Below are 18,186 nucleotides of genomic sequence, written 5' to 3' on the forward strand. Positions count from 1 at the left end.
GACCGTCACGTTTATTTGCGCTAACTGCCGGCAACGTCCCGTTTCGTAAACAATAGCCAGGATATGCCGTAAAACAGCAGCCAGTACAAGACCAGCACCGTAACCGAGAAACCTAACGTCATGCCGGGCAAGAGCGGCTTGCCGCCTACAATGTAAGGGGTCAGATCCGTGTTGGCGAAGACGAAGTATTTGACCCATTCGTACTTTAGTGACACAAGCGCCGCTACGATACCGTCTTTCGTCCACAACAGAAAGATGGACAAGCCGATAGCCAGCGAGCTGCTGCGGAAAACCGCCGAGATCATGAAGGCGAGCGTTACCGCCATGACAATATTCACCGCGTGGAGCAGGTACGTTCGCACAATGTTTCCCATCGTCACCCCTTCGCCCACCTGTCCGCCTACGCCGAACAGCAGCAGCCCGGTGAAATAGGCGCTTATGAAATGAACGACGAGCAGCGTCAGCACGAACAGCAGCACGGCGATGTACTTGGACGCCAGAATCTTGCTTCGCGACGCCGGGCGGATAAGCAGCAGCTTGATCGTTCCCCACGTAAATTCAGAGGCGACCATATCGCCTGCCACAATGACGCTGAAAATCGTGACCAGCATGGTCAGGAAAGTCGCGAAGGCCATAAACTGCAGCACGTGCGCCAGGTTCGCATCCAGCATGAACTTCATCAGAACCCCTGTCATGATGACGCATAAGATGAGAATCGCCAGCATGATCCAAGTCCGCACCCGGCTGTAAATTTTCATCTGCTCGTTCTGAACGAGCGCGAATAGGCTAGACAATCCGATTCCCCCTTGTTACCTCAAGGAACTGCTCCTCGAGCGTCTTGGTGATCGTACGGATCCCGTAGACGGCGATACCCGCCGCCACGATACGCGCATTCAGCGCGGCTATCGCCTCCCGCCGGTTCGGCAGCCGGACAGCCAGCTCCGAGCCTTCCGTCCGCGCTTCCAGCTCGTCCTGGAGCAGCTTCAGCGCATCCCCCGGGCGGTCTAATTCAAACCGTACCTCGTGCGTATCGGTATCGTCCGATGCGTTCTTGAAAGAGCGTACATCGAGCAGCCGGCCGTTCTGGATAATGGCGACACGGTCGCACATCAGCTCCATCTCCGACAGCAGATGGCTCGAGACGATGATCGCAAGCCCTTCGTCGCGGGCCAGCGTCCGCAAATAATCGCGAAGCTCCCGGATGCCTTCCGGGTCGAGTCCGTTCGTCGGTTCATCGAGCACGAGAACCGAGGGCCGGTGCAATATCGCCTGAGCGACGCCGAGCCGCTGACGCATCCCCAGCGAATACGTCTTCACTTTATCGTGAATCCGGTTGTCCAGGCGGACGAGCCGCACGACTTCATCGATGCGCTCTTTATCCACACTCGGCATCATCCGGGCAAAATGAATCAAGTTCTGATACCCGGTCATAAAGCCGTAAAACTCCGGATTCTCCACGATCGCGCCGACATGCCGCATCGCCTGCTCGAACTGCCCGCGAACGCTATGGCCTTGAATCCGGATTTCTCCTCCGGATATCGAGATCAATCCGACCATCATGCGGATGGTCGTCGTTTTGCCAGCCCCGTTCGGGCCTAGAAATCCGAATACTTCGCCCGGGCGGACTTCGAACGTCAACCCGTCGACGATTGTTTTGGCGCCGATTTTTTTCGTCACCTGGTGGAGCTTCACTACCGGCGTATTCATGATGGAGCCTCCATTTAAGCCAAAAAGGTATCGTATCTTTTCCAACAGGAAAAGTATACCATACCTGTCCGTCCCGGCCCAAATAAACGCCGGATTACGATTCGTAGTATTTCGCGAGGGTGACCATCATGCTCCCCATCCGCTCCTCTTCGGGTGCGACCACCCGTTCGATTCCTTCCTCGCGAAGCGCTTCGGCCGTAACCTTGCCTACCGCAACGGCGACGACGCCTTCCGCGAACGCCTGAAGCAGCTGTCCGGCCACACCCTGCTCTCTGGCGTACTGCAGGAGGAAGCGTACCTGCGGCGTACTGGTGAACGTTACCGCGTCCACTTCGCCGTTCACGATCTCGCGCAGCAATCGGTCCACCACCTCAAGCTCGGGAGCGACGTGAAGATACGGCAATATTTCGTGATGCGTCGCGCCGCGTTCTTCCAACCACCGGACAAGCCGCGTCGCATGATCCCCGTACAACTGCAGCGCGACATGTTTCCCTCGCAGATCGATCGGCTCCAGCGCCCGCAAAAGTCCGGAGGTCGTGCCGTCGTCATCGCGCACTTGAGGTATCACGCCTAACTTCTTCAGCACATTCACCGTCTTGTAGCCGCGGGCGGCAATCGGCGTGCTGCGCAGCAGCTCAGCGAAAGCGTCCGCCTTGCCGATCGCTTCGGCGGCTTGCACGAGCAGCTCCGTGCCGCCCCCTGTCGTCAACATAATCCAGTCGGCGCCCCGCTCGATCAGCTTCGCCACTTCGCCCTGCACCTGCTCTCCCTCGACCGCAACCGTGCCTTGCGCCGGTCGAACGAGCGGGATACCGCCCATTTTCTCTACGATGATGCTCAGCTCCGCTGCTTTGCGCGGCCCTGTAATCGCGATGCGTTTGCCGGTTAATTTTGCCATATGGTTTCCTCCGATTGTCGAGTCAAGGTATGTACCATGTATAGAACTCTCTCATTTCGGCAACTCTAGTAGCAGAATCGGTACATATTGCTAGAGGAGGAATGAGAGAGATGCATGGTATGACTCGTATGTTTGTTGTTTTATTCGCATGTTTGAGCCTGGTGACGACATTATCGTCCCCGGCAGCTGCCGATCCGGCCGACGCGGCCGGCTATGAAACTATCTTTATTAACGATTTCTACATCGCTTCGGAAGACCCGGCGAACCAGGATGCTTCCGATACGATGCATACGGCGGCGGAGCCGGTCGTCATTCCGGCCACCGTTCCTTATATCGTTCGCTCCGGCGATACGCTGTATCAGATCGCCCGTTCGTTCGGCGTCAGCCTGACTGCCATCCTGGCCGCCAACTCGATCCCGAATGCGAGCCGGCTATCCATCGGCACCCAGCTCGAAATTCCCGTTCAGGAGCCTGCACTGCAGTTTGTCGACGGCCAAACGAACGTCGTCGAACAAGTGCTGTCTTCCACCTTAACCGCCTACACCGCCGGCTACGAATCGACGGGCAAGACGCCTACCCACCCGCAATACGGGATCACCTACAGCGGCAGCAAGGCGCAGGAAGGCCGCACGATCGCCGTCGACCCGAAGATTATCCCGATCGGCACGAAGGTGTTCATTGACGGTATAGGACTTCGTACGGCCGAGGATACCGGATCCGCGATTCGCGGCGCACGCATCGACGTCTACATGACCGATCTGAAAGAAGCCCGTGATTTCGGCGTCAAGAAGAACGTTAAAGTGTATGTGCTCGGCGCAAGCCAGCGCGACACTGCTTACTAGCCGTACAGCACCCCATTCTCTCTGCTCTGCCGGGGGCTGTATATGAATGCCCAGCTCCGCCAGCCAGCGGAGCTTGCCATTGGCCACGGTTCATACCCATGGCGTTCTGTTTGGCGAACAAAATTCCCGCCACCGCTTTGCAGAGCTCGACGTCCGATGAATGGGAAGCCGCCGATACAGCATTCTCCCCATAACCCCAAGTTTGCCCTTTTTCGTTTCATCATCCATCATAATATGAAAATAGCTGCGAACCAACATGTTTTTTGCAAAAAAGGGCAAGCTAAGCGATGTCCGGCAATGAACGGTTCTCTCTAGCCGGGAACGAACGGACGAACATCTCACCGGCCTAACTGCGCGGCCGAGTCCGGGAGGCATGCTCTGCGTATGCGGTACCTTATTATTGGTCTACTCTTCTGCTTCACCGTTCCGCTTGTCTTAACTGCCGGCTGCGGAAAAGAGAATGCCCCTGATCAGCAATCGCGGCAGCAAAGCGATAAACCGATTGATACGGAACTGCAGCAGCAGATGAAAATGTATCAGGAAATCAAAAAGCAAGAATACGAGCAGAACAATCAGAGACGAACCGCCGAAAAGAAACGATTGAAGGAGCTGCAGAAAACACAGGAGGAAGCGCTCAGGCACGAGCTCGAATTTCAAGAGAAGGTGCGGCAAAGCGGAAATCCTTTGTCTTCTGATAATAACGACACGAATAACCAACAGGGATCCGACCAAGAGCTTGAGTAAGAATCCCCGCAACAGGCGGGACAATAACCGCTCATAAAGCGAATCCCGGGTGCAGCCGGATGCCTTATGAAATTCAGCTTCCCTTGAGAGCGGTACGTTTTGACATGCAGAAAAAACAAAAAAATTGCGGAGAAAATTCCCGCAATTTTTTGTTTACCGTTGTTAGTATCGGGACGACACGATTTGAACATGCGACCCCCTGGTCCCAAACCAGGTGCTCTACCAAGCTGAGCTACATCCCGTTGTTTAATGCCGGTAGAGGGACTTGAACCCCCACGGTTTCCCTCACGATTTTGAGTCGCGCGCGTCTGCCAATTCCGCCATACCGGCTCGTACAATTGTTGCAATGGTGTGCGCTCTGAGAGATGCACTTTGTAACTCGATGAAGATGAATGGCGTGCCCTGAGAGATTCGAACTCCCGACCTTTTGATTCGTAGTCAAACGCTCTATCCGGCTGAGCTAAGGGCACATCTTGTCAAGTCAACGAAGAATATCATATCATGTATAATACCATGTTGTCAACTACTTTTTTCATGCAGCAAGGAGAGCTCTTGATCCCACATACATGGATCTATACCATGAGTGCCGATCTTGCCTTACGGCAGAAAAAAAACTTCAACCTCAAAGGCTGAAGCTCCTTTTCTGATACACGATGCGCTCGAGAGGACTCGAACCTCCACGGCTGTTACCCCACTAGAACCTGAATCTAGCGCGTCTGCCAATTCCGCCACGAACGCATGTTTGGATATGGTGCGGTTGAGAGGACTCGAACCTCCACGAGCGTACGCCCACTACCCCCTCAAGATAGCGTGTCTGCCATTCCACCACAACCGCATATTGAATTAAACGTGAGCCATGTAGGACTCGAACCTACGACACCCTGATTAAAAGTCAGGTGCTCTACCAACTGAGCTAATGGCTCATACTGGATAACTGGTGGAGGCTGATGGATTCGAACCACCGAACTCGTCAGAGAACAGATTTACAGTCTGCTGCGTTTGGCCACTTCGCTAAGCCTCCGTGTTAATTCCATGGTGGCTCGGGACGGAATCGAACCGCCGACACGAGGATTTTCAGTCCTCTGCTCTACCGACTGAGCTACCGAGCCCAATTGGGCAAAATAAAAATTCCCCGAGGGGAAATCCGCTTGGCGACGTTCTACTCTCCCAGGACCCTGCGGTCCAAGTACCATCGACGCTGGAAGGCTTAACGTTCGTGTTCGGGATGGGTACGCGTGGTTCCCTTCCGCCATCATCACCAAACGGATGTTGATGCTTCTGCCGCGAAACATCAGATCTTGCCATTCAAGGCGGCTTGCACCTTGAAAACTGGATACGAAACTCAGCATGCTGAATGCTTTGACTTCACTAAAGTGAAAATCTTTTTGGATAAGCCCTCGACCGATTAGTATTCGTCAGCTCCACACGTTGCCGCGCTTCCACCCCGAACCTATCAACCTCGTCGTCTACAAGGGGTCTTACGAATTGGGAAATCTCATCTTGAGGGGGGCTTCACGCTTAGATGCTTTCAGCGCTTATCCCGTCCGTACTTGGCTATCCAGCCGTGCTCCTGGCGGAACAACTGGTACACCAGCGGTACGTCCATCCCGGTCCTCTCGTACTAAGGACAGCTCCTCTCAAATTTCCTGCGCCCACGACAGATAGGGACCGAACTGTCTCACGACGTTCTGAACCCAGCTCGCGTACCGCTTTAATGGGCGAACAGCCCAACCCTTGGGACCTACTTCAGCCCCAGGATGCGATGAGCCGACATCGAGGTGCCAAACCTCCCCGTCGATGTGGACTCTTGGGGGAGATAAGCCTGTTATCCCCAGGGTAGCTTTTATCCGTTGAGCGATGGCCCTTCCATGCGGTACCACCGGATCACTAAGCCCGACTTTCGTCCCTGCTCGACCTGTTTGTCTCGCAGTCAAGCTCCCTTATGCCTTTGCACTCTTCGAATGATTTCCAACCATTCTGAGGGAACCTTGGGGCGCCTCCGTTACTCTTTAGGAGGCGACCGCCCCAGTCAAACTGCCCACCTGACACTGTCCCCGTACCGGTTCACGGTACCAGGTTAGAACTCCGATACGATCAGGGTGGTATCCCAACGGCGCCTCCACCCACGCTGGCGCGCAGGCTTCCCAGGCTCCCACCTATCCTGTACAGATCGTACCAAAGTCCAATATCAAGCTGCAGTAAAGCTCCATGGGGTCTTTCCGTCTTGTCGCGGGTAACCTGCATCTTCACAGGTATTAAAATTTCACCGGATCTCTCGTCGAGACAGCGCCCAAGTCGTTACGCCATTCGTGCGGGTCAGAATTTACCTGACAAGGAATTTCGCTACCTTAGGACCGTTATAGTTACGGCCGCCGTTTACTGGGGCTTCGGTTCACAGCTTCGGGTTGCCCCTAACCGCTCCCCTTAACCTTCCAGCACCGGGCAGGCGTCAGCCCGTATACTTCGCCTTGCGGCTTCGCACAGACCTGTGTTTTTGCTAAACAGTCGCTTGGGCCTTTTCACTGCGGCCCCCTCGGGCTATTCACCCTACCGAGGCACCCCTTCTCCCGAAGTTACGGGGTCATTTTGCCGAGTTCCTTAACGAGAGTTCTTCCGAGCGCCTTAGCATGCTCTGCTCGCCTACCTGTGTCGGTTTGCGGTACGGGCACCTTCTCCCTGGCTAGAGGCTTTTCTTGGCAGCCTGAACTCATGACCTTCGGTACTAAAATTTCCCTCCCCATCACAGCCCAGCCTTACGGTGTGCGGATTTGCCTGCACACCAGCCTCACTGCTTGGACTGAGCAATCCATAGCCCAGCGTCACTATCCTTCTGCGTCACCCCATCGCTCATAACGGTTCACGGTGGTACAGGAATTTCAACCTGTTGTCCTTCGACTACGCCTTTCGGCCTCGCCTTAGGTCCCGACTTACCCTGAGCGGACGAACCTTCCTCAGGAACCCTTAGGCTTACGGCGGATCAGATTCTCACTGATCTTTTCGTTACTCATACCGGCATTCTCACTTGTATGCAGTCCACCAGTCCTCACGGTCCAGCTTCTACCCGCATACAACGCTCCCCTACTGCCCGCATCGTGTTCACTCCAGCTTCGAAGCAGGATGTTTAGCCCCTGGAGACATTTAGCCAGATTCTTTCATCAACTTTAGTCGTTGAATCTGGCGAATGTCCCGTGGCCAAACATGACCTCAAAGACGCAGTGAACACGATGCTGACTCATAGCTTCGGTGGTGTGTTTAGCCCCGTTACATTTTCGGCGCAGAGTCACTCGACCAGTGAGCTATTACGCACTCTTTCAATGGTGGCTGCTTCTAAGCCAACATCCTGGTTGTCTGTGCAACTCCACATCCTTTCCCACTTAACACACACTTGGGGACCTTAGCTGATGATCTGGGCTGTTTCCCTCTTGACAATGGATCTTAGCACTCACTGTCTGACTCCCGGGATAACGTCTGTGGCATTCAGAGTTTGACTGGACTTGGTAACCCTTGGCGGGCCCCGCACCCAATCAGTGCTTTACCTCCACGACGCATCTCCCGAGGCTAGCCCTAAAGCTATTTCGGGGAGAACCAGCTATCTCCGAGTTCGATTGGAATTTCTCCGCTACCCCCACCTCATCCCCGAATTTTTCAACATTCGTGGGTTCGGGCCTCCAGTGCGTGTTACCGCACCTTCACCCTGGACAGGGGTAGATCACACGGTTTCGGGTCTACGCCTACAAACTATTTCGCCCTATTCAGACTCGCTTTCGCTGCGGCTACGGCTTCTCACCTTAACCTTGCTTGCAAACGTAACTCGCCGGTTCATTCTACAAAAGGCACGCCATCACCCGTTAACGGGCTCTGACTTCTTGTAAGCACACGGTTTCAGGTTCTTTTTCACTCCGCTCCCGCGGTTCTTTTCACCTTTCCCTCACGGTACTGCTTCACTATCGGTCACCAGGGAGTATTTAGCCTTGGCAGATGGTCCTGCCGGATTCAGACGGGGTTTCACGTGTCCCGCCCTACTCAGGATACGCCTAGGGTGTTCGCAGACTTTTGGTTACGGGGCTTTTACCCTCTATGGCCGGCCTTTCCAGACCTGTTCGCCTAACCTGCTGCACCCACGACGGCGTCCTACAACCCCAAGGAGCAAGCTCCTTGGTTTGGGCTAATCCGCTTTCGCTCGCCGCTACTGACGGAATCACTTTTGTTTTCTTTTCCTGAGGGTACTTAGATGTTTCAGTTCCCCTCGTATGCCTCCTATGCAGCTATGTATTCACTGCATGGTACGTGAGTATTACCTCACGCGGGTTCCCCCATTCGGACATCCCCGGATCAATGCCTGCTTACGGCTCCCCGAGGCGTTATCGTTGTTCGCCACGTCCTTCTTCGGCTCCTGGTGCCTAGGCATCCTCCGTGTGCTCTTTATAGCTTATCCAGCTATCACTTGTACGACCGAAGTCGTACCGGATTTTGATTCAGCATTGTTGCTTTGTTTCGTTTATCCAGTTTTCAAGGAACAAACTTAATTATAGAAAGGCTATTGCGCCTTTCAAAACTGAACATCGAAGTGAGTGCTTCTGTTACAGCAGTGGTGCTGCTGCAGATTTGTCCGCCACCCTGCAGGTGACATGGACTCCATAGAAAGGAGGTGATCCAGCCGCACCTTCCGATACGGCTACCTTGTTACGACTTCACCCCAATCATCTACCCCACCTTCGGCGGCTGGCTCCTTGCGGTTACCCCACCGACTTCGGGTGTTGTAAACTCTCGTGGTGTGACGGGCGGTGTGTACAAGACCCGGGAACGTATTCACCGCGGCATGCTGATCCGCGATTACTAGCAATTCCGACTTCATGCAGGCGAGTTGCAGCCTGCAATCCGAACTGAGACCGGCTTCTAAGGATTCGCTCCATCTCGCGACTTCGCTTCCCGTTGTACCGGCCATTGTAGTACGTGTGTAGCCCAGGTCATAAGGGGCATGATGATTTGACGTCATCCCCACCTTCCTCCGGTTTGTCACCGGCAGTCAACTTAGAGTGCCCAACTTAAGTGCTGGCAACTAAGTTCAAGGGTTGCGCTCGTTGCGGGACTTAACCCAACATCTCACGACACGAGCTGACGACAACCATGCACCACCTGTCTCCTCTGCCCCGAAGGGAAGGTACATCTCTGTACCGGTCAGAGGGATGTCAAGACCTGGTAAGGTTCTTCGCGTTGCTTCGAATTAAACCACATACTCCACTGCTTGTGCGGGTCCCCGTCAATTCCTTTGAGTTTCACTCTTGCGAGCGTACTCCCCAGGCGGAGTGCTTATTGTGTTTACTTCGGCACCAAGGGTATCGAAACCCCTAACACCTAGCACTCATCGTTTACGGCGTGGACTACCAGGGTATCTAATCCTGTTTGCTCCCCACGCTTTCGCGCCTCAGCGTCAGTTACAGTCCAGAAAGCCGCCTTCGCCACTGGTGTTCCTCCACATCTCTACGCATTTCACCGCTACACGTGGAATTCCGCTTTCCTCTCCTGCACTCAAGTCTCCCAGTTTTCAGTGCGAACCGGGGTTGAGCCCCGGGCTTAAACACCAAACTTAAAAGACCGCCTGCGCGCGCTTTACGCCCAATAATTCCGGACAACGCTTGCCCCCTACGTATTACCGCGGCTGCTGGCACGTAGTTAGCCGGGGCTTTCTTCTCAAGTACCGTCACCCTCAGAGCAGTTACTCTCCGAGGCGTTCTTCCTTGGCAACAGAGCTTTACGATCCGAAAACCTTCATCACTCACGCGGCGTTGCTCCGTCAGGCTTGCGCCCATTGCGGAAGATTCCCTACTGCTGCCTCCCGTAGGAGTCTGGGCCGTGTCTCAGTCCCAGTGTGGCCGATCACCCTCTCAGGTCGGCTACGCATCGTCGCCTTGGTGGGCCATTACCCCACCAACTAGCTAATGCGCCGCAGGCCCATCCGTAAGCCACAGGTTGCCCCGTGTTTCATGATTCCCCCATGCGGAGAAACCAGCTATCCGGTCTTAGCTACCGTTTCCGGTAGTTATCCCGATCTTACAGGCAGGTTGCCTACGTGTTACTCACCCGTCCGCCGCTCCAGGGGGTTTCCCGTAAGGGAACACCCCAAGCGCTCGACTTGCATGTATTAGGCACGCCGCCAGCGTTCGTCCTGAGCCAGGATCAAACTCTCCATTAATGTAGAAAGCTGACTTGCTCATTGTTGAAGCTAGCTGAGATATCGCTATCTCTTATTTAAAGCACTCACTCGATGTTCAGTTTTCAAAGGGCAATCATGCTGACGTTCGTCCGTCGTTTCCGACCTGACGTGACAGCGAGAATCAATTTACCACATTTGCTATCTGTTTTGCAAGCTTTATTTTTCGTTCCATGCCAAGGGACAAATCCTCAAAGTTCAGAACGCCTGTTTGCCGCATCACTTACGACAGCGAGAATTAATTTACCACATTCGACACGCTCTTGCAAGTTTTTTTAATAACTTTTTTTGATGAGCGCCGGCTCTCGATTGGCCGGATTAATAATATAGCACGATTGCATCGGGGTGCGCAACCGTGTAAAGTTTTCCATAACCTACGTTTATAAAAAGGAGTTCAACAGCCCATGAAGCAGCGCACCGTCACGATGCCGCAAGGCGTCGCCTTATATATGGGAGCCGTGCTTGGCTCCGGCATACTGATCTTGCCGGGCTATACCGCCAATGTGGCCGGGCCCGCCTCCATCATCTCGTGGCTGCTCCTCTCGCTGTTAAGCATACCGGTTGCCTATACGTTCGCAAGACTGGCCCTTACCTATGAAAACTACGGCGGCATCTCGACGATCGTTGGGCAAGCTTTCGGCGATACGTGGGGAGCGATTGTCGGGTGGTTTTTCTTCACCTGGGTCGCCGGCGGCCAAGCCGTCGTCGGACTGACCGGAGCCTCCTATATTACGGCCGCTTTCGGCTGGTCCTCGGAAGCGGTGTACGTGCTCGCTTTCGTATTTCTCATCGCGGCTTTAATGGCCAACCTTCTGGGCATGCGGGTGAGCGGTTGGCTGTCGCTCCTGTTAAGCGGCGCGGTGCTCGTCCTGCTGCTGCTGACGATCGGTTTTAGTTTACCCGTAACGTCCTTAACGAATTACCGGCCTTTCGCACCGCATGGACTGCAAGGCATCGGCCAGGCGTGCGTGCTCATTTTCCGGGCATTCTTCGGCTGGGAAAGCATCACGCATCTCGTGCCCGAATTCAAAAGGCCTCACCCCGACGTCATGCGGAGCACATGGATTAGCGTCGTAGTCGTCGGGATCACCTATACGCTGTTGTCCGTCGTAACGGTCGGCACGCATACCTATGGGGAACCGTCAGATGCCGCTCCGCTCGCCGCGCTAATGAACCGCGTGCTCGGCGTCAATGCCGGGTTAACGACAGCCGTCGTCGCGTGTATCGTATGCTTAGGCACCTTGAACGTATACTTGGCCAGCTCCGCACGGCTCGGACTCTCGCTGGCGACAGACGGGAAACTGCCGCGCTGGTTCGCCGGTACGAGCCGAAACGGAACGCCTTACCGCTCGACCTTGTTTCTTTTTGCAACCAATACGTTCGTCCTGGGCGGCAGTTATGTCACGGACTTTGCCGCCGATCGTCTGATTCTTATCCCGACCACGCTCGGCATTCTCGTGTATGTCTTGGCTTCCGCGGCCTGCCTGAAGCTGCTCTGGCGCGACCGTAAGGGGCGCTGGTCGGCGCTTCTCACAACGGCGCTATGCGTGAGCATCGCTCCGTTCTCCGGCGCCTACCTGGCGGTTCCGCTCATTACCGCGGGAGCATGTCTTCTTTATTTGAAGTTCGGCGGCCATGGGCGCGGACGGTAGCTTTTTCTTTTCCCTGGCAAACAAGGTACAATAAGGCTCAGAGGTGAATACGAGATGGAACCTTTATTGGAAGTGGAGCATCTGATCGGCGGCTACAGCCGGCAGAAGCCGGTGCTGCACGACATCAGCTTCTCCGTTCGTCCCGGGGAAATGGTCGGCTTGATCGGCTTGAACGGGGCGGGGAAAAGCACGACGATCAAGCATATATTAGGCTTAATGGAGCCGCATTCGGGCGCGGTTCGGCTTGCGGGACGCCGGTTGGAGGAAGATCCGGCCGCTTACCGGAGAACATACGCTTACGTCCCCGAATCGCCCTTGTTATATGAAGAATTAACGGTGAGGGAACACCTCGAGATGGCTGCGATGGCCTACGGTTTAGACAGCGCAACCTATGAAGAGCGATCCGAACGGCTGCTCGAGGAGTTTCAGATGGCACCGTTCCGCAACCGGCTGGCCGGCCATCTGTCCAAAGGCATGAAGCAAAAGGTGATGATCATGAGCGCCTTCTTGGTCAAGCCGGACTTGTACATCATCGACGAACCGTTCCTCGGTCTCGATCCGCTAGGCATCCGCTCGCTGCTGGAGCTGATGGTTCGGGTCAAAGAAAGCGGAGCGTCCATTCTGATCAGCTCTCATATTTTATCGACAATCGAACGGTACGGCGACCGTTACGTGCTGCTGCACCAAGGCCGATTGACGGCCGCCGGCGATTTGGAGGCGCTGCGTGCACAAGCCCGCATGCCCGGCGCTTCGCTGGACGACGTCTTCTGCAGCTTGGTAACGCAGGACGTGAACAGCCTATGAAGAAGCCGGAACGACTGACGTTTGACGCGCGGGAGACGTGGAGCAAGCGAACGAAAGATTTCCGGCTTGAAATCCGGCCCTATGTCGGATATGCGCTGCAAAGCGTCTCCTTATTCGTCCTTCTGCTGGTGCTCGCCGGCAGCTTCTTCTACGGTAAGCTGCTCACGCAGGCGCCTCCGGGGTTTCCTTTTCGGGAGATAGCTGCGCTGGTGCTGCTCCCGTTCGCCGCATGGAGTCCGATCCGCACCTACATCCGCGAAGCCGATACCGTATTCTGGCTGCCGCTCGAGACCGAAATCGCCCGCCATTACATGACAAGGGCGGTGAACGCCTCCTTCGCGGTCCAAGCTTTCGGGCTGCTCGCCGCGTGGCTGGCTGTCTGGCCGGCTTTCGCCTTCGCGGATGGCGATAAGCCCGGCTTCATTCACGCCCTGCTGGTGCTGCTTGTTCTCAAGCGTGTGCTGCTGCAAGGCCATTGGACCGAGCTCAAGCTGACAATACGCTCGAAGAGAGCGCTGCTCGCGATGCTGCGATGGCTGCTGGCGGGAGGCTGCCTCTATATGCTGCTTACGCTGAGCCCTCCGGCCGGTTCGCTGCTCGTAGCCGCGACTTTACTCATTTATTTCGGCTTGATCCATCTGCTGGACGAAAAGAAGCTCCATTGGCTGCAGCTAGTCGAAGCAGAGCGCCGGCACCGGAGCCTTATTCTGCGGCTGCTGAATCAATTCGTGGATGTAGCCGAGCTGCATGGGCGTCCCCGACCGGTGCACGCGCCGCGCAAGCTGATCCGCGGGCTAGCAGGCCTTCGCTTCGATGCATCGCATACGTATCGGTTTCTATATGTATACGTCTGGCTGCGGTCGGAGGGGTTCGGCATGACTCTCCGGCTGACAGTGCTCGGCGGTCTTATTATTCCGTTCACAAAGGGCGTCGCGGCTCCGGCGATCGTGTTTCTTCTTTTTACAACGCTAACGGCCCTTCAATTAAAGGAACTCGCCAAGGCGTACCGCCACTCGGAATGGTCGTTCATCTATCCGCTTCCGCCCGCGCTGCGCGCACAATCGGCTCAAACGGTCATTCGCCGCATTCATGCCGTGACGGTTGCGCTGCTTACCGTTCCGCTGCTCTGGGCGATGGCCGCCCCGTATCAAGCGTTGCTCCTGCTTGCCCTGGGGCTCGGTTTATCTTATATATGGACGACCCTGCCAAAAAACAGCATCTTCTCTAAGTAACCGGTCCCATTCCCGCGCCTCCTCATTTGTCGTATAATGAAGAAATCTTGTTTCTCATTTACGATACGTTACTCAGGAAAGGAATGGAAAGGAAACGCATGAAACCTACTCCCGCGATTACAAGAGCGCCCAGACGGCGTTTAGGCCGACGGCGGATCCGGCTTCGCGTCATCTTTGCACTTATTCTTCTACTGGCAGCGGCATGTATCGGTATTTCCGGATTTGTCGGCTGGCAGCTGTCGCACCCCGACCCGAAGCCGCTTGAAGATTCGCCCGAACGGCTCGGCATGGCCTACGAGGATGTGCAGTTCCAGAGCCGTCAAGGCGACCTGTTGTTAAAAGGCTGGTATATGCCTCCCGCGCAAACCGTCGAGAGCGCGACTTACGGCAAGGCGCAAATCATTATGGCGCACGGTTATAAAAACAACCGGGAACAAAAAAACGCCGAAGCGTTATCGCTGGCCAAAGACTTAACCGATCGCGGTTTCGGCGTGCTCATGTTCGACTTCCGCAATTCCGGCGAATCGGAAGGAACGATGACGAGCGTCGGGTACTATGAAAAGTACGACCTGCTCGGCGCGATCGACTGGATCAAAGCGCAGCGTCCCGGCAAAATCGGCGTGCTCGGCTTCTCCATGGGAGCCAGTACCGCGCTGACAGCAGCCGCCGAGGAGCCTGCGGTGGCAGGGATCGTGGCCGACAGCCCGTTCAACCGGCTAAGCAGCTACTTGAATGATAATTTGTCGGTGTGGTCGCATTTGCCGGACTTTCCTTTTACGCCGCTGATCATGAACATGCTGCCCACGATGCTCGGCATCGAGCCGGATGAGGTAGACGGGCTGAGAGCGGTTGACGCGATCTATCCGCGACCGGTCTTATTCATACACAGCGCGAACGACCCTTCCATCCCGCTGCGCAACAGCGAGTCCTTGTGGGAGAAGCACAAGGACCGGTTCGAGCTGTGGACGACGGCTGCCGAAGGCCATGCCCGAAACTACCCGCCGCAGAAGCAGGAATACGCGGACCGGGTAAGCGCCTTTTTTGAGCAGCTGTAAGGCTGCTCCATGACGCCAAAAAAACGTCTCGGCTTTTCTAAAGCCGGACGTTTTTTTGCGCCTGCAGCAGGAATCGAATCGATATCCGCTGTCACGTATCGAGAAACCGCTCGCGTACGTCCCGTCCCGGGATCAGGCAAGCGTCAGTCCTGCCGAACCATCGGTACCGGTTGCGGGCGATCCAGCCGTACATTGCATTGCGCAGCGGCTTCGGTACGGCGATGAACGCGTACAGCAGTCCCCATCCGCCTCCGAGTCCGCGCAAGACGCGCAGGCCTGCCGTAGAACGGGTGTAAGCTCGATGATTATCGATGAGAACGAACGTATCGAGCGCCTGCGGATCAAGACCGTAGTGCGACAGCAGCGCTTGGCCGACGTCCGATTGAATCGCCGTAAACCGAAACCGGCCGGCGCGGTCACGGGGCAAAATAAATTGCACGACCCGCTGGCAAAAGCCGCACACGCCGTCGTAACAAACAATCGGATGCTCCGCGGCGATCGAACGGATCTTCTCATCCAACATCTTCTGCTCCGACTCCATACTTACTCTCCTTCCCTCGGGACGCAACCGAAAATCTGCTCCAGCTTCATTATACACCACATACACCACGGGATAGCCCGTTCACGTAACCGCCATACACCGACGGACGTCCTGACGTTAGAACATAAACCGTTCGTGAATCGCCAGCGGCTCCGGCAGCACGAGCAGACGCCGCTGCACGAAGCGGATCAGTTTCGTCTTGGCCGCAAAAGAAATAAACATCGGCGCCCATGTGCGAATGAATGGCGACGAGCTGAACATCAGCTTGGCGGCGCGGTCCTGCATGCTGTGGATGGAGCGAATTTCGCGATCGCGGCACTTCTGAACCGCAGCAAGCCGCCCGGCGGAACAATCCCTGTCCCGCAGCGCATCGTAGATGACGTCGGCGGCAACGACGGCCGTGGTCACAGACAGCGACACCCCTACCGCACCGGCGGGAGAAGCGCAGTGAGCGGCGTCGCCAACGAGCAGACAGCCGTTCTTCGCCCATTCGCGCACATAGAAATCTTTGGCTTGCAGCAGCACGAAAGGCTTAAAGTCGGTGAGCGACTCGGCGAAATCGCGGAAAGCCGGGTGGGCGGCGAGCAGCTCCTGGCGCAGCGGTTCAATGCCGTGAGCTTTTATTTCTTTCCATTCCGCGGCAGGAACGGCGATGCCGACCTGCAGCAGGTTCGGGTATTTAGGCAGGACGATATAACCGTGACCGTCGGTAATCAGCATGCGCAGCTCTTCGCCCCAATCGGCCGGTTTCGGCACCGTGAACCATACGAGATCCCCTGCGTAATGCTCGTACTCGATCTCGAAACCGCCCAGCTTGCGCACGGCGGAGAAGCGCCCGTCCGCGCCGACGGTCAACCGCGCCCGCACTTCCAGCGGCCCGTCGGCGGTTTCCGCCACAACGCCGGCGATCCGGTCGCCTTCATGAAGCAGCTGTTTCACCGGAGCGTGAAACAGCATCTCGAAAGACGGGAACGTCCGCGCCTTATCGTACAAGGCTTGCAGCAATACCGGCTGGGGCATCCACAACGCGTAAGGAAAGGCGCCGGAGACGTCCTCGAAGCTGAAGGAGCCCATTCTTTTGTTCTTATAAAATAACGTGCCTTGGCGTACCTTCGCCCCCGGGAACGATTCGATGTAGTCGCGCAGATTCAGCTGTTGGAGCAGCTGCAAAAAACGAGGCTGCAGCACTTCACCCCGGTATTCGCGGTCAAAGTTATCGTGGCTCTCGAGAACCGTTACCCGAACGCCGGCTTTGGCGAGCAGCAGACCGACAAACAGGCCGGCCGGCCCTCCCCCGGCTACACAAACATCTGTTTCGATCATCCGATGCGTCATCCGTATCGCCTCCGCTTTCAGATCGCAATAATAATGAGTGATCACTCACTTTTTTGATAATTTTAGTTTACTCCTCCCTCGTTTGGATCGTTAACGACGATTGCACCCTGCCGCGAAAAACAGGCACTTTATCTCCCGTGTCTACCTGCCTCTCGTCTGCGATAAAAAAGAGCGAGCCCCCTTCAGGCCCGCTCCGCTTCCAATGCTTGCTTACTTTATAGTCCGCTTATGAAATTCTTTATGATTTGCGCCAAAATGCCCGGGGTTTCCATCATGCTCATATGCCCCGCTGCTTCAATTCGCTGCTGCGATATCGTCTCACCGCTGACGGAAAACGTGCGCTCCTCGGGAATGACCTGATCCGACGCTCCGGCGACAAGCAGCACCGGCAGCCTCGTCTCCCACAGCACCGCGTTGCGGTCGGGCCTGTCCCGCATCGCTTCGAGGGTGCGCATCGCTCCTTCCGGGCTTGTTCCGAGGCCGATCTCTCTCGCTTTACGCACGGCTTCCGGCATCGATTGCAAATGAGCCGGGGCGAAAAGCTTCGGGATCAGGCCGTCCAGGAACGCCGGCAAGCCTTGCTCCTGGATCGTTTGCTTCGCCTTCTCGCGACCGGCTCTGCCCTTCTCGTCGTCCGGGTAGGCCGTCGAATGCACAAGGCCGAACGCGCGCAGCCGGTCCGCCTGTTTCTCGGCCAGCGCCAGCGTCACATAGCCGCCGAGCGAATGTCCCAGCACGACGGGTTTGTTCTCGCCCAGTCCGAGCCCGTCAATCAGTTTGCCGATATCCCCGGCCATCGACTCCATCGAGTACGATTCGTTCGGGGAACCGGACGCCCCGTGGCCGCGAAGGTCGGGAACGATGACCCGGCAGCCGCTTTCGAGCAGCGGGACGATCTCGTCCCAGTAAGCGCCGCTTCCGCAAAAGCCGTGCAGCAGCACAACGGGTACGCCCTCTCCTTGATCGGTGTAGGCCAAATTCCAGCCGCCCATATCCGCCGTCTTTGTCTTCATATACGGGTCCTCCCTTTATCGTTGAAAGTCTTAAGGATAGTATACCCGTTTTACCCGATCGTTTCCTGGTTGAACCGTCTGCGCCCTCCTCCTTCCTAACAAAGTATCGGCATGAAAAAACCGGATTGACGCCCGGAAGGCTGCGGTAGTAA

12 protein-coding genes, 8 tRNA genes and 3 rRNA genes are annotated in these 18,186 nt (G+C 56.0%); 6 read left to right on the forward strand and 17 right to left on the reverse strand.

The genetic code is table 11. The features are described from left to right. Positions 1-20: 20 nt before the first annotated feature. The 3 genes from ACZ439_RS08160 to ACZ439_RS08170 form a co-directional block, all read right to left on the reverse strand. Complete coding sequence (locus ACZ439_RS08160; RefSeq protein WP_054798042.1) at positions 21-794, reverse strand: ABC transporter permease; 774 nt, start codon at positions 792-794, stop codon at positions 21-23. Next, entirely contained in the window at positions 787-1,707 is a 921-nt protein-coding gene (locus ACZ439_RS08165; RefSeq protein ID WP_127609994.1) for an ABC transporter ATP-binding protein, read from the reverse strand. Before ACZ439_RS08165 ends, ACZ439_RS08160 begins: the two co-directional genes overlap by 8 nt. A gap of 94 nt (positions 1,708-1,801) precedes the next feature. After that, on the reverse strand, positions 1,802-2,605 hold the full coding sequence (locus tag ACZ439_RS08170; RefSeq protein WP_054800250.1) for a uroporphyrinogen-III synthase: 804 nt from the start codon (positions 2,603-2,605) through the stop codon (positions 1,802-1,804). A gap of 110 nt (positions 2,606-2,715) precedes the next feature. Here ACZ439_RS08170 and ACZ439_RS08175 point away from each other — a divergent pair, with 110 nt between their 5' ends. Together ACZ439_RS08175 and ACZ439_RS08180 are read left to right on the forward strand one after the other, a co-directional pair. After that, on the forward strand, positions 2,716-3,447 hold the full coding sequence (locus ACZ439_RS08175) for a 3D domain-containing protein (protein WP_464620859.1): 732 nt from the start codon (positions 2,716-2,718) through the stop codon (positions 3,445-3,447). Between the two features lie 384 nt (positions 3,448-3,831). Then, positions 3,832-4,191: a hypothetical protein gene (locus tag ACZ439_RS08180; RefSeq protein WP_054798040.1), complete on the forward strand. Its 360-nt coding sequence runs from the start codon at positions 3,832-3,834 to the stop codon at positions 4,189-4,191. A 168-nt stretch (positions 4,192-4,359) separates the two neighbouring features. Here ACZ439_RS08180 and ACZ439_RS08185 read toward each other — a convergent pair. The 11 genes from ACZ439_RS08185 to ACZ439_RS08235 form a co-directional block, all read right to left on the reverse strand. Next, positions 4,360-4,433 (reverse strand) — tRNA-Pro (locus ACZ439_RS08185). Positions 4,434-4,441: 8 nt separating this feature from the next. Beyond that, positions 4,442-4,521: transfer RNA gene (locus tag ACZ439_RS08190), tRNA-Leu, on the reverse strand. 63 nt (positions 4,522-4,584) lie between these two features. Beyond that, positions 4,585-4,661 (reverse strand) — tRNA-Arg (locus tag ACZ439_RS08195). Positions 4,662-4,845: 184 nt separating this feature from the next. After that, positions 4,846-4,929 (reverse strand) — tRNA-Leu (locus ACZ439_RS08200). 11 nt (positions 4,930-4,940) lie between these two features. Further along, positions 4,941-5,026, reverse strand: a tRNA-Leu gene (locus ACZ439_RS08205). A gap of 15 nt (positions 5,027-5,041) precedes the next feature. Further along, positions 5,042-5,114: transfer RNA gene (locus ACZ439_RS08210), tRNA-Lys, on the reverse strand. Between the two features lie 12 nt (positions 5,115-5,126). Then, a tRNA-Tyr gene (locus tag ACZ439_RS08215) sits at positions 5,127-5,212 on the reverse strand. A 12-nt stretch (positions 5,213-5,224) separates the two neighbouring features. Then, positions 5,225-5,300: transfer RNA gene (locus ACZ439_RS08220), tRNA-Phe, on the reverse strand. Positions 5,301-5,337: 37 nt separating this feature from the next. Further along, a 5S ribosomal RNA gene (gene rrf, locus ACZ439_RS08225) occupies positions 5,338-5,454 on the reverse strand. 122 nt (positions 5,455-5,576) lie between these two features. Then, positions 5,577-8,626: ribosomal RNA gene (locus tag ACZ439_RS08230) — 23S ribosomal RNA — on the reverse strand. 206 nt (positions 8,627-8,832) lie between these two features. Further along, a 16S ribosomal RNA gene (locus ACZ439_RS08235) occupies positions 8,833-10,384 on the reverse strand. The 16S, 23S and 5S rRNA genes sit together here with 8 tRNA genes alongside, the layout of an rRNA operon. A 422-nt stretch (positions 10,385-10,806) precedes the next feature. Between ACZ439_RS08235 and ACZ439_RS08240 the strand changes: the two genes are divergently transcribed. The 4 genes from ACZ439_RS08240 to ACZ439_RS08255 all read left to right on the forward strand — a co-directional run bounded on the left by ACZ439_RS08240 (position 10,807) and on the right by ACZ439_RS08255 (position 15,145). Continuing rightward, complete coding sequence (locus ACZ439_RS08240; protein WP_464620860.1) at positions 10,807-12,054, forward strand: APC family permease; 1,248 nt, start codon at positions 10,807-10,809, stop codon at positions 12,052-12,054. A gap of 54 nt (positions 12,055-12,108) precedes the next feature. Beyond that, entirely contained in the window at positions 12,109-12,858 is a 750-nt protein-coding gene (locus ACZ439_RS08245) for an ABC transporter ATP-binding protein (RefSeq protein WP_054798478.1), read from the forward strand. After that, positions 12,855-14,090 carry an ABC transporter permease gene (locus tag ACZ439_RS08250; protein ID WP_054798479.1) on the forward strand — a complete coding sequence of 412 codons (1,236 nt, stop codon included), beginning with the start codon at positions 12,855-12,857 and terminating at the stop codon, positions 14,088-14,090. Before ACZ439_RS08245 ends, ACZ439_RS08250 begins: the two co-directional genes overlap by 4 nt. 98 nt (positions 14,091-14,188) lie before the next feature. After that, complete coding sequence (locus ACZ439_RS08255) at positions 14,189-15,145, forward strand: alpha/beta hydrolase (RefSeq protein WP_464620861.1); 957 nt, start codon at positions 14,189-14,191, stop codon at positions 15,143-15,145. A gap of 91 nt (positions 15,146-15,236) precedes the next feature. On the opposite strand, the gene ACZ439_RS08260 is transcribed toward ACZ439_RS08255, so the two are convergent. The 3 genes from ACZ439_RS08260 to ACZ439_RS08270 form a co-directional block, all read right to left on the reverse strand. Continuing rightward, a complete protein-coding gene (locus ACZ439_RS08260; RefSeq protein ID WP_054798480.1) occupies positions 15,237-15,686 on the reverse strand; it encodes a thiol-disulfide oxidoreductase DCC family protein in 450 nt (149 codons plus the stop codon). Between the two features lie 117 nt (positions 15,687-15,803). Next, the gene (locus tag ACZ439_RS08265) at positions 15,804-17,021 is read right to left on the reverse strand and encodes an FAD-dependent monooxygenase (RefSeq protein WP_141336366.1); all 1,218 of its coding nucleotides are present in this window, start codon (positions 17,019-17,021) and stop codon (positions 15,804-15,806) included. Positions 17,022-17,236: 215 nt separating this feature from the next. Beyond that, complete coding sequence (locus tag ACZ439_RS08270) at positions 17,237-18,034, reverse strand: alpha/beta fold hydrolase (protein WP_054800438.1); 798 nt, start codon at positions 18,032-18,034, stop codon at positions 17,237-17,239. Between the last annotated feature and the right edge of the window lie 152 nt (positions 18,035-18,186).

This window comes from Paenibacillus sp. JCM 9796 (assembly GCF_055379675.1).